This window comes from Pseudoduganella sp. LjRoot289, assembly GCF_964252925.1.
GTDB lineage: Bacteria > Pseudomonadota > Gammaproteobacteria > Burkholderiales > Burkholderiaceae_D > Rugamonas.
This window is the reverse complement of sequence record NZ_CAXUPN020000001.1, coordinates 4,757,999-4,776,215: the sequence shown is the minus strand read 5'-3', so window position 1 is coordinate 4,776,215 and position 18,217 is coordinate 4,757,999. Positions and strand designations below refer to the sequence as shown.

At 66.9% G+C, this 18,217-nt stretch carries 12 protein-coding genes; 7 read left to right on the top strand and 5 right to left on the bottom strand.

Translation table 11 applies throughout. From position 1 onward, the window contains the following. Positions 1–4 precede the first annotated feature (4 nt). From ACSQ8Y_RS20410 to ACSQ8Y_RS20400, 3 genes are all read right to left on the bottom strand, one after another. On the bottom strand, positions 5–1,429 hold the full coding sequence (locus ACSQ8Y_RS20410; RefSeq protein WP_436268255.1) for a diguanylate cyclase: 1,425 nt from the start codon (positions 1,427–1,429) through the stop codon (positions 5–7). Positions 1,430–1,533: 104 nt separating this feature from the next. Then, positions 1,534–4,032 (bottom strand): DNA topoisomerase IV subunit A, encoded by a 2,499-nt coding sequence (gene parC, locus ACSQ8Y_RS20405; protein WP_436268254.1) that lies wholly within the window; start codon positions 4,030–4,032, stop codon positions 1,534–1,536. A 153-nt stretch (positions 4,033–4,185) separates the two neighbouring features. Continuing rightward, complete coding sequence (locus ACSQ8Y_RS20400; protein WP_436268253.1) at positions 4,186–6,183, bottom strand: DNA topoisomerase IV subunit B; 1,998 nt, start codon at positions 6,181–6,183, stop codon at positions 4,186–4,188. 235 nt (positions 6,184–6,418) lie between these two features. On the opposite strand from ACSQ8Y_RS20400, the gene ACSQ8Y_RS20395 reads away from it, so the two are divergent. After that, a complete protein-coding gene (locus tag ACSQ8Y_RS20395) occupies positions 6,419–7,276 on the top strand; it encodes a response regulator (RefSeq protein WP_436268252.1) in 858 nt (285 codons plus the stop codon). 159 nt (positions 7,277–7,435) lie between these two features. Here ACSQ8Y_RS20395 and ACSQ8Y_RS20390 read toward each other — a convergent pair whose 3' ends face one another. After that, positions 7,436–8,149, bottom strand: coding sequence for a hypothetical protein (locus tag ACSQ8Y_RS20390; RefSeq protein WP_436268251.1), 714 nt, complete (start codon positions 8,147–8,149; stop codon positions 7,436–7,438). A 254-nt stretch (positions 8,150–8,403) separates the two neighbouring features. Between ACSQ8Y_RS20390 and kdpF the strand changes: the two genes are divergently transcribed. From kdpF to kdpE, 6 genes are all read left to right on the top strand, one after another. Further along, the gene (gene kdpF, locus ACSQ8Y_RS20385; RefSeq protein ID WP_436268250.1) at positions 8,404–8,493 is read left to right on the top strand and encodes a K(+)-transporting ATPase subunit F; all 90 of its coding nucleotides are present in this window, start codon (positions 8,404–8,406) and stop codon (positions 8,491–8,493) included. After that, the gene (kdpA, locus tag ACSQ8Y_RS20380) at positions 8,493–10,307 is read left to right on the top strand and encodes a potassium-transporting ATPase subunit KdpA (protein ID WP_436268249.1); all 1,815 of its coding nucleotides are present in this window, start codon (positions 8,493–8,495) and stop codon (positions 10,305–10,307) included. The genes kdpF and kdpA overlap by 1 nt, the downstream gene beginning before the upstream one ends. 40 nt (positions 10,308–10,347) lie before the next feature. Continuing rightward, complete coding sequence (gene kdpB / locus ACSQ8Y_RS20375) at positions 10,348–12,444, top strand: potassium-transporting ATPase subunit KdpB (protein ID WP_436269873.1); 2,097 nt, start codon at positions 10,348–10,350, stop codon at positions 12,442–12,444. Positions 12,445–12,549: 105 nt separating this feature from the next. Beyond that, a complete protein-coding gene (gene kdpC / locus ACSQ8Y_RS20370) occupies positions 12,550–13,134 on the top strand; it encodes a potassium-transporting ATPase subunit KdpC (RefSeq protein ID WP_436268248.1) in 585 nt (194 codons plus the stop codon). Between the two features lie 24 nt (positions 13,135–13,158). After that, on the top strand, positions 13,159–16,008 hold the full coding sequence (locus ACSQ8Y_RS20365; RefSeq protein ID WP_436268247.1) for a DUF4118 domain-containing protein: 2,850 nt from the start codon (positions 13,159–13,161) through the stop codon (positions 16,006–16,008). Next, the gene (kdpE, locus tag ACSQ8Y_RS20360) at positions 16,008–16,715 is read left to right on the top strand and encodes a two-component system response regulator KdpE (protein ID WP_436268246.1); all 708 of its coding nucleotides are present in this window, start codon (positions 16,008–16,010) and stop codon (positions 16,713–16,715) included. Before ACSQ8Y_RS20365 ends, kdpE begins: the two co-directional genes overlap by 1 nt. A gap of 3 nt (positions 16,716–16,718) precedes the next feature. On the opposite strand, the gene tssK is transcribed toward kdpE, so the two are convergent. Further along, positions 16,719–18,065 (bottom strand): type VI secretion system baseplate subunit TssK, encoded by a 1,347-nt coding sequence (gene tssK / locus ACSQ8Y_RS20355; RefSeq protein ID WP_436268245.1) that lies wholly within the window; start codon positions 18,063–18,065, stop codon positions 16,719–16,721. Between the last annotated feature and the right edge of the window lie 152 nt (positions 18,066–18,217).

Sequence of the window (18,217 nt, the reverse complement as noted above, 5' to 3'; positions counted from 1 at the left end):
TTTTTTACGCCAGTTCGACGCGGTTGCGGCCGGACTGTTTTGCCTTGTACAGCGCCGCGTCGGCCGCCGACAGCATGGTCTCGATCGGCGTGCCGGTGTTGTCGGCGCAGCTCGCGCCTATGCTGACGGTGGAATTGAGCAGCTTGCCTTCACCCACCGCCACCGTGTGCCGCGCGAAGGCGTCGCACACGCGCTGCGCGATAATGCGGGCGTCTGCCTCGCTGCAGCCGGGCAGCAGCACGGCGAACTCTTCGCCGCCCAGGCGTCCCAGCAGGTCGCCGCCGCGCAAGCAGCCTTCGACGACGCGCGCGAAGCTGGTCAGCACCACGTCGCCCGCGGCGTGGCCGTAGCTGTCGTTGACCTTCTTGAAGAAATCGATATCCATCATCAGTACCGCCACCGGCCGCCGCATCAGCTGCGGCGTGACGAGCAGCTCCTCGGCGTTGATCATGAAGCCGCCCCGGTTCAGCACATGCGTCAGCGGGTCGTGCGAGGCGGCGTACTTCAGGCGCGCCAGCAGCTCGTTGCGCGCCACCATCACGCTGGCCACCGTCAGCGGCGCCAGCGCGGTCAGCGTCACGCCCACGCGCAGCGACATGATGGCCTGCTGCGTGTCGAAATTGGCGCCGATCACCAGCGTGCCGCTGGAGATGGCGAGCAGGGTCCACATCGAGAAGAACAGCGTGATGCCGGCCGTGGCGAACAGGCTGTAGGTCAGCGCGCACCACAGCATGGCCGGGATGGGGTAGGGGATCACGCCCGGCCCGCCGAGCTGCGTGCCCAGCCACAGGCTGCCGGCGAAGGCCGCCAGCGGCGCCACCTGTTCGATGTGCAGGCCGGGCCAGTCCGCGCGCCGCTTGTGGTCCTTCAGCCAGCGGCGCACATCCGGCATCGTCAGCATCACGGGCAGGATGGCGATGTAGTTCACCAGTTCCGTCGAGAACCAGAAGGCGAAGCCGTAGGCCGCGCTGCCGCCGAACAGCACCGGGTGGACGAAGATGCCGGCCAGGCCCGCCGCCGCCGCCGCGCACACCACCACCAGCACGAAATGCAGCATGGAGCGCGGATGGCGCAGCCCCTGGTGCTCGGCACTCATGCGCGAGAGCAGGAAGTAGCCGACCGACACGCCCATCAGGTTGGTGCAGGCCAGCATGGCGCTTTTGGGCCAGCCGTGCTGCATGTAGAGGGAGGCCAGCATGTAGCCGCTGGCGGCGGCCAGCCAGTGCAGCAGCTTGGGGGGATGGGTGCGGCGCAGCATCAGGCCGAGCAGCACGGCGTTGGTGGGCCAGAAGGCCGCCAGCACGCCGGGCGGCGCGGTGTAGATGCCGAAGATGGAGCACAGGTAGACCACCGCGCCGACAAACAGCGCGTCTGTGAGGTCAAAACCGGAAACTGGCCGCTCGTCGCTGGCGGCCCGGCTGATACGCATGCGCTACCTCCACCTGAATCAGCCCATTGTGCGCAAGTCGATAGCGCAAGTCAATCGAAGCGGAGGGGCCGTGGCGGCGTGGGAGGCCGCCACGGGATCGCTGCTTACTTCGGCGCCAGCGTGGACGGCTTGATGCGCTGCACCAGTTCCTTGCCCTTGCGGGCGCGCTTGCCGAAGTGCGGCGCCAGCACATTGCCGGACATTTCCAGCTCGCGCGGCTTGGCCGCCATGATGCCGTGCACGATCACGCCCTTCTGGCTGATGGCGGCGGCCGACAGCAGCGTCTCTTTCGGATCGAGTTCCATCAGGATCACGCCGCGTCCGCCGTTGGTCAGCGTCTTCATCTCGCTCATGCCGAACACCAGCAGGCGGCCCTTCTCGGACAGCGCCGCGACGGCGCTGGCGTCGTCCGCCACCACCGACGGCGGCAGCGGCAGGTCGCCCTCGTCGAGCGTGATGAAGGACTTGCCGCCCTTCAGGCGGCTGACCATGTCGCCGGCCTTGGCGATGAAGCCGAAGCCCGCGCTGGAGGACAGCAGCAGCTGGGTGGACGCGGGACCGGCGAAGTAGTGCTTGATGCGCACGCCGCCCGACAGGTCGACCAGCGTGGTGACCGGCACGCCGTCGCCGCGCGCGTTCGGCAGCGCCGCCACCGGCACCGAGTACACCTTGCCGTTGTCGCCGAAGCCGAGCAGGGTGTCGACCGAGCGGCATTCGAAGGCGTCGTGCAGGGAGTCGCCCACCTTGAAGGTGAATTGGGTCTTGTCGTGGCCGATGCCGGTGCGGGCGCGTATCCAGCCTTTTTCCGAGATGATGACGGTGACCGGTTCGTCCACCACCTTCTGCTCGGCCACGGCCTTCTGCGCTTCCTCGATCACGGTGCGGCGCGCGTCGCCGTAGGTCTTGGCGTCGCTCTCGATTTCCTTGATGATCAAACGCTTCATCGACGCGGGGTTTTCCAGCAGGTCCATCAGGGTCTGCTTTTCCTTGCGCAGTTCGGCCAGTTCCTGCTGGATCTTGATCGCTTCCAGGCGCGCCAATTGGCGCAGGCGGATTTCAAGGATGTCCTCGGCCTGGATAGCCGACAGATTGAAGCGCTCCATCAGCGCCGCCTTCGGTTCGTCCGAATTGCGGATGATGTGGATCACCTCGTCGATGTTGAGCAGGATGGTCTCGCGGCCCTCCAGGATGTGGATGCGGTCTTCCACCTTCTTCAGCTTGAACTGCGTTCGGCGCGTGACGGTTTCAAAACGGAAGCCGATCCACTCGCTGATGATGTCGCCGATGCCCTTCTGGCGCGGGCGGCCGTCGCTGCCTATCATCACCAGGTTGATCGAGGCCGACGACTCGAGCGACGTGTGGGCCAGCAGCATGAGCATGAATTCGGTCTGGTCCTGGTTCTTCGACTTCGGCTCGAACACCAGGCGCACCGGCGCGGCGCGGCCGGATTCGTCGCGGATGGTGTCGAGCGAGCCGAGGATCAGCTGCTTGAGCGCCAGCTGGTCGGCCGACAGGGCCTTCTTGCCCATCTTGACCTTGGGGTTGGTCAGCTCTTCGATCTCCTCGAGCACCTTCTGCGAGGAGGTGCCGGGCGGCAGCTCGGTGACCACGGCCTGCCACTGGCCGCGCGCCAGTTCTTCGATCTTCCAGCGCGCGCGCACCTTCATCGAGCCGCGGCCGCTGGCGTACATGTCGCGGATCTGCGAGGCCGGGGTGATGATCTGGCCGCCGCCCGGGAAGTCCGGGCCGGGCACCAGGGCCATCAGTTCGTCGTGGGTGATCTTCGGGTTGCGTATCATCGCCACCGCCGCCTGCGCCACTTCGGTCAGGTTGTGCGACGGGATCTCGGTGGCCAGGCCGACGGCGATGCCGGAGGCGCCGTTGAGCAGCACCATGGGCAGGCGCGCCGGCAGCAGGCTCGGTTCCTCGGACGAGCCATCGTAGTTCGGCTGGAAGTCCACCGTGCCGTGGTCGATCTCGTCGAGCAGCAGGCGCGAGATCGGCGTCAAACGGGCTTCGGTGTACCGCATCGCGGCGGCGCCGTCGCCGTCGCGCGAGCCGAAGTTGCCCTGGCCGTCGATCAGCGGGTAGCGCAGCGAGAAGTCCTGCGCCATGCGCACCAGCGCGTCGTACACCGACTGGTCGCCGTGCGGGTGCAATTTACCCAGCACGTCGCCGACCACGGTGGCGGACTTGCGCGGCTTGGAGGTGTGGGCCAGGCCCAGTTCGTTCATCGAGTACAGGATGCGGCGCTGCACCGGCTTCTGGCCGTCGCACACGTCCGGCAGGGCGCGGCCCTTGACCACGGAGATCGCGTAGTCGAGGTAGGCGCGCTCGGCGAAGGTGGACAGGATCAGCGTTTCGCCGCCGTCGCCGCCATCGCCGTCGTCGCCCTGGCCGTCATCGCCGCCGCCGCCATCGCCGCCGCCTCCGTCACCGCCGCCTTCGGCGATCACGTCCGCGATCGCGTCGATTTCATCGGCAGCGGTGTCGGTGCCGGTATCGATGCCGGCTTCGGCCGCCGTGGCCACGCCGCCGTCGGCGTCCTGCTTACCGGCCGGCTCGGCCGGCTTCGGTTCGTCAAAGAGGTTTGCTTGAGTCATCGTGTGTCTGCTTGATTGGTTACTGGTCGTCCCCGCGCACGCGGGGACCCATGCTGCCTATGGATTCCCCTTGTTGCCGCAAGTCGTTTCGCAGGCATGGAGCATGCTCCATGAAACCCCTGCTACACCTTGCGCGGGAATGACAATACTGTGTTAAATATCGGCTTCGACTTCGTTGCCGTGTTCCTCTATCCATGCGCGGCGGGCGGCGGCTTCGCCTTTACCCATCAGCATGTTGAAGCGCGCGGAGGAGGTGCTGTGGCCGGGGCGGCCCACTTTCACCGGCAGCAGCCGGCGCGTGTCCGGGTTCATGGTGGTTTCCCACAGCTGCTCGGCGTTCATCTCGCCCAGGCCCTTGAAGCGCGAGATCGACCAGCTGCCCTCTTTCAGGCCGTCCTTGCGCAGCTTGTCCTCGATGGCGACCAGCTCGCCCTCGTCGAGCGCGTACAGCTTCTGGATCGGCTTCTTGCCGCGCGCCGGCGCGTCCACGCGGTACAGCGGCGGGCGGGCGATGCAGATGTTGCCGTTCTGGATCAGCGCCGGGAAGTGGCGGAAGAACAGCGTCAGCAGCAGCACCTGGATGTGCGAGCCGTCCACGTCCGCATCGGAGAGGATGCAGATTTTGCCGTAGCGCAGGCCGCTCAGGTCGGGCGAGTCGCCAAAGCCGTGCGGGTCGACGCCGATGGCCACCGAGATGTCGTGGATCTCGTTGTTGGCGAACAGGCGGTCCTTGTCCGTTTCCCAGGAGTTGAGCACCTTGCCGCGCAGCGGCAGGATGGCCTGGAATTCCTTGTCGCGGCCCATCTTGGCCGAGCCGCCCGCCGAGTCGCCCTCGACCAGGAAGATCTCGGTGCGGTGCACATCGCTCGATTCGCAATCGGTCAGCTTGCCAGGCAGGACGGCCACGCCGGACGATTTTTTCTTTTCCACTTTCTGCAGCGAGCGCAGGCGCGACTGCGCCTGCTTGATCACCAGCTCGGCGAGCTTCTTGCCGTATTCGACGTGCTGGTTCAGCCACAGTTCGAGCGGCGGCTTGGCGTAGGTCGACACCAGGCGCACCGCGTCGCGCGAGTTCAGGCGCTCCTTGATCTGGCCCTGGAACTGCGGGTCCAGCACTTTCGCCGACAGCACGAAGGAGACGCGCGCGAACACGTCCTCCGGCAGCAGCTTGACGCCTTTGGGCAGCAGCGAATGCATTTCGACGAAGTTCTTCACCGCGCCGAACAGGCCGTCGCGCAGGCCCGATTCGTGGGTGCCGCCGTTCGGCGTGGGTATCAGGTTGACGTAGGATTCGCGCACCACGGCGCCGGTTTCGGTCCACGCCACCACCCAGGCCGCGCCTTCGCCCTCGGCGAAGCCTTCGGTGTCCGGGCCGGCGTACTGCGCGCCCTCGAACAGGGGGATCAGCGTTTCGCCGTCGGAGGCCTGGGCCAGCGCCTCGGTCAGGTAGCCGCGCAGGCCTTCGTCGTATTTCCAGGTCTGCGAGTCGCCGGTCTTGGCGTTGGCCAGGGTGACGGTCACGCCCGGCAGCAGCACGGCCTTGGAGCGCAGCAGGCGTTGCAGCTCGACTTGCGAGATCAGCGGCGAGTCGAAGTATTTGCCGTCCGGCCAGGCGGTGACGCGGGTGCCGGACTTCTTGCCGTCCTTGGGCGCGGGCATGGAGCTCAGCGGTTCAACCACATCGCCGTGCTCGAACACCAGGTGGTGCAGGCCGTTGCCCTTGTCGTCCTTGCGCCAGACCGAGATCTCCAGGCGCTTGGACAGCGCGTTGGTGACCGACACGCCGACGCCGTGCAGGCCGCCGGAGAAGGCGTAGGCGCCGCCCGAACCCTTGTCGAACTTGCCGCCCGCATGCAGGCGCGTGAAGACGATCTCCAGCACTGGCACGTTTTCTTCCGGATGCAGGCCGACCGGGATGCCGCGGCCGTCGTCCTCCACCGTGATGCTGCCGTCGGCATTCTGCGTCACGATGATGTTTTTGCAATGGCCGCCCAGCGCCTCGTCCGAGGCATTGTCGATCACCTCCTGGATGATGTGCAGGGGGTTCTCCGTGCGGGTGTACATGCCCGGGCGCTGCTTGACGGGCTCCAGGCCCTTGAGGACGCGGATGGATGATTCGCTGTAGTCGGAAACTGGTTTTTTAGTGGCCATACTTGATCGAGCTAGGTTGTGCGGATTTTGTGCGATTCTTTATCGGTGCGGCGTGCTGCACGCAAAACGCTGTGATTATATACAGTTATTTTGTCTTGACAGTGCTTTCTGCGCAAGCCGGGCCGGCGGGCTTGCCTGCGCATTCTATCCGCAACGGGCGGCGGCGGCGGGAAACAAGCCGGTTGACAGGCGCGGGAACTGTGGTTAAATGGGAAAAAATCCGCAGCACACCGCCATGACAGCAGACAGATTCCCGTTCGCAGTGCGCCTGATCGGCTTCCCCGAGGCGCAGGCCGAAGCCTTGGCTGCGGCATTGGAAGGCGCCCCGCAGACCGGCTCGGGGCCGGCGTATTTTTGCCTGTCCGGCGACAGTTTGCAAGAGCCGGACCTGATCATTGCCAACGGCACCGACCTGGCAGCGCTGGCCGCGCTGGCGGCACTCAGCCAGGGCGACACGCGGCCCGTGCTGCTGATCGGCGCGCCGTACATGGCGCTGCCTTACCCGAACCTGCGCGTGCCCTATGAGGATGACAGCCTGTACGCCGAGCTGGCGCAGCTGGTCGAACGCCGCGCCGACGCGCTGGCCAGGCTGGCCGGCGCAGGCCTGCCGCCGCTGCCCGAGCGGCGCGCCAGCGAGCGGCTCGATTTCGACTTGACCGACCCGGCCGACTACGCGGCCATGCGCCGCCCGGGCAAGGACAGGCGCGGCGCCGTGCTGGTGGTGGACCGCAATGCGCGCTTCAGCGAGCACGTGGCCAAGCTGCTCAAACCCTATAACATCGCGTCGCTGTGGGCCTCGGACGAGGCGTCGGCGCTGGCCGCCTGCGCCGACGCGCCGCAGATGGCGGCGCCGGTGGCTGTGGTGCTGATCAACACCTCGCTGCCGGATATCGACCCCTACGCGCTGTGCGCCGCGCTGCGCGCCCAGGCCGGGCAGGCCGAAGGCGTGCCCGCCGTGGTGTTCCTGGTCTCGCGTGGCTACGCCTACGACAGCGCGCGCGCCGGCGCGGCCGGCGCCGCGGGATTGCTGGACAAGCCCGTGTCCGACGCCACGCTGCGGGCCGTGCTCAAAAAGCTGATGCGCATCGCCTGACTGTGCCAATCTTGCCGCATGGACCTGTATGTATGGTTGCGATGTGGGCGTGCTGGCCTATATCAATATTCGCACGCGGCTACACCTCGCCGGACAACGGCAAATTCCTCGGCAAGACGGCGCTGGTGCTGACAGTCGGCAAAGTGTTCTAAGGCTTGCTCAGTCGCCCAGCGAAGCGGCCAGTGTCAGGCCGACGGCGAGATAGCGCCCGGCGCCGCGGCGTCCGGCCCGGTCGCCATAGCTGAAATCGATATCGGCCCGGCCCGGAACCAGGCTGTAGCGCGTACCGAGTTGCAGGTAGCTGGCTTCGCGTTGGCGGCCGTAAGCCTCCAGCGTGAGCGCGCCGCGTCCGCCGGCCGCCAGCTCCAGGCCCAGCGCCCAAGTGCGCTGCAGGCCCGGCCCGGGCTGGTCCGCTTGCCCGCGCTGGCGCAACCAGCCCACATTGGCGTGCATTTGCACGCGCTCGCCTGCCAGCTCCACGCTGAGCGGAACGTTCATCGACAGGTCGCCATGCCCGCCCGCATCGGGGCGGAATTGGCCGGCCAGCACCAATCCCAGTCCCCAGCCGTCGTCTTGCGGCGCGCGCAGCAGCGTTTTCGCCTGCAGCAGCCCCAGTGTGCTGCGGCCGCCACCCTGCAGGCCGCGCGTGCGCGCCGCGCCCGCCGCCAGTTCCCAGCCCGCGCCGATGTTGCATGCCGGCACCAGCCAGTATTCGTTTTGCGCGCGGCTGTGCTGGGCCCACGTCTCGAACTGGCACTGGCGTGGATCGAGGATGGCGGCGTCGTCGGCCGCCATGGGGCGCCCGGCATGCGCGGCCGGGGCGCATAGCGCAAGGAGCAGCGCGTCGCGCCAGGCGGGCAAGTAGTTTCTCATGGGGTCTCCGGAGCGACGCTCAGGGTAGGCGGGCGCGGCGATACTGTCAACCAGCAACGCCGATTTTTACACCTTGTTTACACCCGCCCCACCAGTCTTTACATCACTTTTAGGCGTCCCCCGATAAGCTGGAAGTATCAAAACAAGACCTGCGAGGGGTGCAACATGGATCTGGTGTTTATCGGCGCGATCGTGGTCTTCCTGGTGGCGGCCTGCGGCTTCGCCGCCGGCTGCGAAGCCTTGGGAGAAAAGAAATGAACAGCTTCTACATAATCGGTGCGGTGGCCGCAGCAGGACTGCTGGCCTACCTGGTGGCGGCCCTGCTGAAAGCGGAGGAGCTGTGATGAACAGTCAGTCTTTCATGCTGCTGGCGGTCTTCCTGGCGGCGCTGCTGGCGCTGGCCTGGCCGCTCGGCATCGTCCTGGCCCGCGTGGGCGACGGCGGCCGCGTGCCAGGCTTCGGCTGGCTGGCGCGCGTCGAGAACCTGCTGTACCGCGCGGCCGGCGTGCCGCCCAAGGCCGGGGAGCGCGGCCAGGGCTGGAGGAGCTATGCCGTGGCCCTGCTGATCTTCAACGGCGTCGGCGCCATGTTCGTCTACGCGCTGCAGCGCCTGCAGGCCTGGCTGCCGCTCAATCCGCAAGGCCTGGGCAACATCAGCCCGGATTCGGCCTTCAACACCGCCGTCAGCTTCGTCTCCAACACCAACTGGCAGGGCTACGGCGGCGAGCAGGCCATGAGCTATCTGACCCAGATGCTGGCGCTGACGTGCCAGAACTTCTTCTCGGCCGCCACCGGCATGGCCGTGGCCTACGCGCTGATCCGGGGCTTCAGTTTTCGCTCGGCCAAATCGATCGGCAATTTCTGGGTCGATATCACCCGTTCCACCTTGTACGTGCTGCTGCCGCTGTCGCTGCTATTTTCGGTGTTCCTGATGGGACAGGGCGTGATCCAGAACTTCTCGGCCTACCAGGACGTGACGCTGCTCGACCAGGTCGCCTACAGCGTGCCGAAAACCGGCGCCGACGGCCAGCCGGTGCTTGACCAGGCCGGCCAGCCGGTCACCGAGGCCATGACGGCAACCACCCAGACCATTGCCATGGGCCCGGTCGCGTCGCAGGAGGCGATCAAGATGCTGGGCACCAATGGCGGCGGTTTCTTCAACGCCAACTCCGCGCACCCATACGAGAACCCGACCGCGCTGTCGAACTTCATGCAGATGCTGGCCATCTTCATCATTCCGGCCGGCCTGTGCTTCGCCTTCGGCCGCATGGTCGGCGACCGCCGCCAGGGCTGGGCGGTGCTGGGCGCGATGACGCTGTTGTTCGTCGCCACCACCGTCGTGGTGCTTGTGGCGGAGCAGCAGGCCCACCCCGCGTTGCAGGCACTGGGCGTGGACCAGGCCATGAGCGCGCTGCAGGCCGGCGGTAATATGGAAGGCAAGGAGACCCGCTTCGGCATCAGCGCCTCGGCCCTGTTCGCAGCCGTCACCACCGCCGCCTCCTGCGGCGCGGTGAACGCCATGCACGACTCCTTCACGCCGGTCGGCGGCATGATCCCCATGTTGCTGATCCAGTTCGGCGAGGTGATCTTCGGCGGCGTCGGCTCCGGCCTGTACGGCATGCTGGTGTTCGCCATCATGGCGGTGTTCATCGCCGGCCTGATGATAGGCCGCACCCCGGAATACCTGGGCAAGAAGATCCAGGCCTATGAGATGAAGATGACCTCGATCGCCATCCTGGTCACGCCCATCCTGGTGCTGAGCGGCACCGCCGTCGCCGTGATGCTGGACGTGGGCAAGGCCGGCATCGCCAATCCGGGCGCGCACGGCTTCTCCGAGATCCTGTACGCCTTCAGCTCGGCCGCCAACAACAACGGCAGCGCCTTCGCCGGCCTGTCCGCCAACACGCCGTTCTACAACACCATGCTGGCCGTGGCCATGTGGTTCGGCCGCTTCGCCGTGATCGTGCCCATCCTGGCCATCGCCGGTTCGCTGGCCGGCAAGCAGCGCCTGCAGGCCAACGCCGGCACCATGCCGACCCACGGCCCGATGTTCGTCGGCCTGCTGGTGGGCGTGGTGGCGCTGGTCGGTGTGCTGAACTACGTGCCGGCGCTGGCGCTGGGTCCCATGGTCGAGCACCTGCAACTGTTTGACAAATAAGGAGCATCGCATGTCGCAAGCTAATCATCCCCCCCAAGACATGGTGCCGCACGCTACGACGCCGGCCCAGCGGCTGAAGATGCTCGACTCCGAACTGCTGCTGCCGGCCGTCGCCGATTCGTTCCGCAAGCTCAGCCCGCGCACGCAGCTGCGCAGCCCGGTCATGTTCGTGGTCTACGTCGGCAGCATCATCACCACGCTGCTGTACGTCCAGGCGCTGTTCGGCCAGGGCGAGGCCAGCGCCGGCTTCATCCTCGCCACCGCCATCTGGCTGTGGTTCACGGTGCTGTTCGCGAACTTCGCCGAAGCCATGGCGGAAGGGCGCAGCAAGGCGCAGGCGGCCTCGCTGCGCGACCTGAAGAAGAGCGTCGTGGCCAAGAAGCTGGCCAGCCCGAAGCACGGCACCGCCTGGCTGCCGTGCGACGGTCCCGATCTGCGCAAGGGCAATGTCATCCTGGTCGAAGCGGGCGACGTGGTCCCGATCGACGGCGAGGTGATCGAGGGCGTGGCCTCGGTGGACGAAAGCGCCATCACCGGCGAATCGGCGCCGGTGATACGCGAATCCGGCGGCGACTTCTCGGCCGTCACCGGCGGCACCCGCGTGCTGTCGGACTGGCTGGTGGTGAGGGTGACGGTCAATCCGGGCGAGACCTTCCTCGACCGCATGATCACCATGGTGGAGGGCGCCAAGCGCCAGAAGACCCCGAACGAGATCGCGCTGACCATCCTGCTGGTGGCGCTGACCATCGTGTTCCTGGTGGTGACGGTGACGCTGCTGCCATTCTCGCTGTTCGGCGTCGCTGCGGCAGGCAGCGGCACGCCGGTCAGCATCACGGTGCTGATCGCGCTGCTGGTGTGCCTGATTCCAACCACCATCGGCGGCCTGCTGTCGGCCATCGGCGTGGCCGGCATGAGCCGCATGATGCAGGCCAATGTGATCGCCACCTCGGGCCGCGCGGTGGAGGCCGCCGGCGACGTCGACGTGCTGCTGCTCGACAAAACCGGCACCATCACGCTGGGTAACCGCCAGGCCGCCGCCTTCATCGCGGCACCCGGCGTGACGGAGCAGCAACTGGCCGACGTGGCGCAGCTGGCTTCGCTGGCCGACGAAACGCCGGAAGGACGCAGCATCGTGGTGCTGGCCAAGCAGAAGTTCAACATCCGGGAACGCGAGATGGCGGCCCTGCACGCAGTATTCGTGCCGTTCTCGGCCAATACCCGCATGAGCGGCGTCGACCTGGACGGGCCGGCGTCGATCCGGGCTGTGCGCAAGGGCGCGGCCGATTCGGTGAAGGCGTACGTCGAGTCGCTGGGCCTGCCGTATCCGCCCGAAGTGGCGAAGGCGGTGGACGACGTGTCGCGCCGCGGCAGCACGCCGCTGGTGGTGGCCGACGGCGGCCGCGTGATGGGCGTGGTCGAGCTGAAGGATATCGTCAAGGGCGGCATCAAGGAGCGTTTCGCGGAACTGCGCCGCATGGGCATCAAGACCGTGATGATCACCGGCGACAACAAGCTGACCGCCGCCGCCATCGCCGCCGAGGCGGGGGTGGACGACTTCCTGGCCGAGGCCACGCCGGAGGACAAGCTGAAACTGATCCGCAGCTACCAGTCCGAAGGCCGCCTGGTAGCGATGACCGGCGACGGCACCAACGACGCCCCCGCGCTGGCCCAGGCCGATGTGGCGGTGGCCATGAACTCGGGCACGCAGGCGGCCAAGGAAGCCGGCAATATGGTTGACCTGGATTCGAATCCGACCAAGCTGCTGGAAATCGTTGAAATCGGCAAGCAGATGCTGATGACGCGCGGCTCGCTGACCACGTTCTCGATCTCGAACGACATCGCCAAGTATTTCGCCATCATCCCAGCAGCGTTCGTTGGCACTTACCCGCAACTGAAGGCGCTCGACATCATGCACCTGGCCAGTCCGTCGTCGGCCATCATGTCGGCGGTGATCTTCAATGCGCTGATTATCGTCGCACTGATCCCGCTGGCGCTGAAGGGCGTGCAGTACCGCGCCATCGGCGCCACCGCGCTGCTGCGCCGCAACCTGCTGCTGTATGGCGTGGGCGGCATCGTCCTGCCGTTCATCGGCATCAAGCTGATCGACATGGCGCTGGCGGCTTTCAACTTCGTCTAACCCTTGTCGTCCTCGCGCACGCGGGGACCCATGCCTACGTGGATCCGTCCGCGCCGTATGGATTCCCGCCTTCGCGGGAATGACACCTACGCACTGGAGTAAATCATGGATTCCCACCTTCGTCCCGCGCTGGTGATCTTCGGCGCCTTGACCGTTGTCTGCGGCGTGCTGTACCCGATGGCCGTGACTGGCATCGGCGCCGCCGCATTCCCCTCGCAGGTGGCCGGCAGCATCGTCGAGGCCGGCGGCAAACCGGTCGGCTCCACGCTGATCGGCCAGTCCTTCACCTCGCCGGGATATTTCTGGGGCCGCCCGTCGGCCACCGCGCCGATGGCCAACAACGCCAGCGGCTCGAGCGGCTCCAACCAGGGGCCGCTTAACCCGGCATTGGTGGACGCGGTCAAGAGCCGCATCGACGCCCTGAAGGCGGCCGATCCCGGCAATACGGCATCGGTTCCGGTGGACCTGGTGACGGCATCGGCCAGCGGCCTCGATCCCGAGATCAGTCTGGCCGCGGCGCAGTACCAGGTCGGCCGCATCGCCGCCGCGCGCGCCTTGGACGCGGCGCAGGTGCAGGCCATCATCGTCAGGGAGACGCGCGGCCGCAGCTTCGGCTTCTTCGGCGAGCCGCGCGTCAACGTGCTGGCGCTGAACCTGGCACTGGATGGCAAAACCGCGCATACTCGCTGAACCGACCTGAAAAGTTGAGGCACCATGTTCCCAAACGACGGCCAGCGCCCCGATCCCGACGCATTGCTGGCGCAGGTCCAGGCGCAGGAGCGCAAGGCCGCGCGCGGCAAGCTGCGCATCTATTTCGGCGCCTCGGCCGGCGTCGGCAAGACATACGCCATGCTGTCGGCCGCGCGCAAGCTGCAAGCTGGCGGGCAAACGGTGCTGGTGGGCGTGGCGGAAACCCACGGCCGCGGCGAGACGGCGTCCCTGCTGGATGGCCTGGACGTGCTGCCGCTCAAGGAAGTCGCCTACCGCGGCAAGGTGCTGAAGGAATTCGACATCGACGCCGCGCTGGAGCGGCGTCCGCCGCTGATATTGATGGACGAGCTGGCGCACACCAACGCGCCCGGCTCGCGCCACCCCAAGCGCTGGCAGGATGTTGAAGAGCTGCTCGACGCCGGCATCGACGTGCTCACCACCGTCAACGTGCAGCACCTGGACAGTCTGAACGACGTAGTGGGCGGCATCACCGGCATCCGCGTCAACGAAACCGTGCCGGACACCGTGTTTGACGAAGCGGACGAGGTGGTGCTGGTAGATATTCCGGCCGACGAGTTGCTGGCGCGCCTGAAGAGCGGCCGCGTGTACCAGGGGCCGCAGGCAGAGCGCGCATCGAAGAACTTCTTCCGCAAGGGGAATTTGATCGCCCTGCGCGAGCTGGCGCTGCGCCGCACCGCCGACCGCGTGGAGGACGACGTGCGCGCCTACCGTGTCGAGCAGTCGATCGATGCGATCTGGAAGACCGGCGCTTCGCTGCTGTGCTGCGTGGGACCGCGTTCCGACGGCGTGCACGTGGTGCGCAGCGCGGCGCGCCTGGCGGGGCAACTCGGCACGGACTGGCATGCGGTCTACATCGAGACGCCGGTCCTGCAGCGCTTGTCCGAGGCAGAGCGTGAACGCATCCTGAAAACGCTCAAGCTGGCGCAGGACCTGGGCGCCACAACGGCCGTGCTGGCCGGGAGCGACATCGCCGCCACGGCCATCGACTATGCACGCAGCCACAACCTGTCCAGGATTGCGATGGGACGCGGTCACCCGACTTGGCCCTGGCGGGCCGCGCACATCAAGCGCCTGGCCAGCCTTGCGCCGGACGTCGACCTGATCGAGATCGGCGCGGCCAGCCGCGAAGATGACGCGCCCGCCCCGGACAGGGGCTTGGCGGGCTTCTCCCCGTCCGGGCGCACGCGCGCCAGCCCGTTTTCGGCCGGCCCGGGTGGACAGGGCAGCTGGGGCGATGGCGGCGGCATGGCGGGCGAAGTGGCCGACCGCGGCGCGGACAACGCCGCCCTGGGAGGTGGGTTCGGCGCGCTACGGAAATGGCGTGGACTGCCCTATCTGTCCGCTGCTGCGGCCAGTATCTTGATGGCGCTGGCGGTCACGCCATTGCTGGACTACATCGACCTGGCCAACATCGCCATGCTCTTCCTGCTGGTGGTGATGCTGGTCGCCGTGCGCTTTGGCCGCGCCCCCTCGGTGCTGGCCACCTGCGTCAGTGTACTGTGCTTCGACTTCTTTTTCGTGCCGCCCCGTTTCAGCTTCGCCGTCTCCGACTTCCAGTACGTGATCACCTTTTTCGTGATGCTGGCGGTCGGCCTGATCACCGGCCACCTGATGGCGGGCCTGCGCTTCCAGGCTCGCGTTGCCTCGCGCCGCGAGGCGCGGTCGCGCGCCCTGTACGAATTTGCGCGCGAGTTGTCCGGCGCGCTGCAGACCGAGCAAATCTTCGACAGCACCCGCAGCGCCGTCCAGGCCGCGTTCCGGGCCAGGGCCACGCTGTTGCTGCCCGACGACGCGGGCCGGCTGCTGCCGCCATCGCAGCCGGGCGCCTCAATCGGTAGCGCTCCCCTGTCCGTGTTGGACACCGGGATCGCCCAGTGGGCCTATGACCGCGGCGAAAGTGCCGGCCTGGGTACGGATACCCTGCCGTCGAGCCGCATCTTTTACTTGCCGCTGGTGGCGCCGATGCGCACGCGCGGCGTGCTGGCGATCGAACCGGAGCACCGGCGCTGGATATTGATCCCCGAACAGCGGCAGCAGCTCGATACCTTCGCCGCCTTGGCCGCCATCGCGCTCGAACGCGTGCACTACATCGAAGTGGCACAGGGCGCGCTGGTCAGCATGGAGTCCGAGCGCTTGCGCAATTCCCTGCTGGCCGCCTTGTCGCATGATTTGCGCACGCCGCTCACCTCGTTGGTCGGCCTGTCCGAATCGCTGGCTGGCTCCAGGCCCGCACTGGCGCCGCATCAGCTGGACCTGGCGCAGTCGCTGCACGCCGAATCGCTGCGCATGAGCACCCTGGTGTCCAATCTTCTGGACATGGCGCGCATCCAGAGCGGCGAAGTGAAATTCAACCTGCAGTGGCAGCCGCTGGAAGAAGTGGTCGGCAGCGCCTTGCGCGCCAGCGCGCCGCAACTGCGGCAGCACCGCGTCAGTACCGAACTGCCGCGCAACCTGCCTTTGCTGCGGTATGACACCGTGCTGATCGAACGCGTGCTGTGCAACCTGCTGGAGAACGCCGCCAAGTACACGCCGCCGGGTTCGCGCGTCGTCGTCGGCGCCACGCTGCACGGCGCCTGGATCAATGTGATGGTGTACGATGACGGACCCGGCCTGCCGCATGGCCGCGAAGAGGCGGTGTTCGAGAAGTTCACGCGAGGCGAGCGCGAATCGACCAAGCCTGGCGTGGGGCTGGGGCTGGCGATTTGCCGCGCCATCGTCGAAGCGCACGGCGGCCGGATCGAGGCGGCCGGCTCGCCGCTGGGCGGCGCAGCCTTCGTCATCGCGCTGCCGCTTGGCACGCCGCCGGAACCGCCCAAAGAAATCATCGAATAATGAATACGCACGCCAACGAACCATCTCCTGTCGCCCTGCTGGTGGAAGACGAACCGCAGATCCGCCGCTTTGTGCGCGCCGCGCTGGAGCAGGAGGGCTGGCAGGTGCACGAATGCGCCACCATGCTGCGCGGCCTAATCGACGCCGGCACCCGCAAACCCGACCTGGTGGTGCTCGACCTTGGCCTGCCGGACGGCGACGGCATTGCCTTCCTGGCAGATTTGCGCAAGTGGTCCACGGTACCCGTTATCGTGCTGTCCGCGCGGGTGAACGAGGCCGACAAGATCCAGGCGCTGGACGCCGGCGCCGACGACTACCTGACCAAGCCCTTCGGCGTGGGCGAACTGCTGGCGCGCGTGCGCGCCACCTTGCGCCGCCAGCGCCAGCCGCAGGCCGACGCTGGCGGCATCGTACGCTTCGGCGCGGTGGAAGTGGATTTGCAGAACCGCCGCGTCACCAGGGGCGGCGAGGGCGTGCACCTGACGCCGACCGAGTACCGGCTGCTGTCCGTTCTGGTCGCGAACGCAGGCCGCGTGATGAGCAACCCGCAACTGCTGCGCGCCGTGTGGGGACCTTCGCAGAGTGAAAACGGCCACTACCTGCGCATCTACATGGGCCACCTGCGCCACAAACTGGAAGACGAGCCCGCCCAGCCCAGGTATTTGCTGACTGAAACGGCGGTCGGCTACCGCTTGCAGCTGCCTTGATCGCTAAAGTCCCTTGAGCGCGAACAGCTCGATCTCGAGCCCGTCCATGCCGCTCGGCGAGAACACGGTGAGCATCTGCGCGGCCAGCATGGCTTCGTACAGGGGGGCTAGCCGCTCGATGGAGAAATAGTATGTGTTGGGGCGGACCGGCACGTCCTGCGGCACCTGGGCCATGTGCACCAGCGGCAAGCCGGGCAGCGCATTCCGGATGAAGCCGTCCACGTCGGCCGGGCAGCCCAGCTTGAAGCGCACGGGCACCTTCGCCACCAGCTCCAGCGGCGGCATGTCGGCGCGCACCGCCAGGCCCAGCATGGTGGTCTTGTCCACGTGCGCCGGATCCAGGCGGGCGATGCGGTTGGCGCTCATTTTCGGATCGACGGCCAGGGGGATGGTGAAATAGCGCGAAGACAGCACGGTGTCGGCCAACTCGCGGATGATGCCGTCCAGTTTCGCGAAGCCGGGCGCTGCGTCGGCGTGCCGGTAGGACGGCAGGTCGCTCAGCGTGTACTTGGTGGAAAAGGTCATCAGCCCCCCGGCCAGCGCGGCGAGGCGTTCGAACAGGTGCTCGGGGTGGTGCTGGCCGTAGTTCGCCGCATGGCTCAGGCCCGCACCGGCCGTGCTGAGGGTGCTCAACATCCAGTACGAGGCGATGTCCCCGCTGTGGAATTCCAGGACGTCCTTGGCCGACTGGCGGTGGCGCAGCTGCAGCGCGGCAATCTTGGCCTGCATCTTGGCCAGCAGGCTGTCGAGCATGCGTTTCAGATAGGGCGACCCGATGGACACGCCGGGCGGAAGGTAGTCGTGGTCCTCCTCAAAGCCGCCGGTGGCCAGGCGGCGCAAACGGATCGCGGGGAAGCTGACGAAAGCGTCGCGCGGCTCGAGGTGGGACAGCAGGCGCACGGTCTTGCACAGGTAGGCCACGTTGGCGTCGACGGCGCCGCTGAACAAGTCCTGGACTTCCCGGTCTATCCGGCCGTAGCGCGCCGATGCCAGGCCGGAAGTGGACAGGTTGCCGCCATGCGCCTCCAGCGACGGCATGCAGGCAAAGAAGGTGAACAGCTGGGTATCGGCCGCCAGCCGGCTCAAGTCCACCGGCGGCGGCAGCACTTCGCCGCCGGGCGCGTCGTAGATTTCCCCATCCGGGAACATCAGCGACATGCCGTTGGCCTGCAGCAGGTTGTTGCGCAGCGCGTCGCGGTTCCACTCCACTGACTGGATGCCCCACAAATTGGGTTGCATGGCGGCGGCGGTGCGCTGCAGCCGCGCCTCGTGGTAGCGGTCGAGCTGCTGCAACTGATGCGGTTCCAGCGTCAAGCCTTCGGACCACAGTACTTTCAATGGCATGTTCATGGCGTTTCCTTTCGTCGGACGGTGTAGCGAGCATGCGGCCTTGGCTGGCGAAAGTATTGACGCTACTCAACTTATTGCCGGCTTGCCAGCGCTAGCCAAAGGTTTGCTCAAACGCAAGTCGTCGCTTTGCCGGGCGTGAATAATGGGCACTT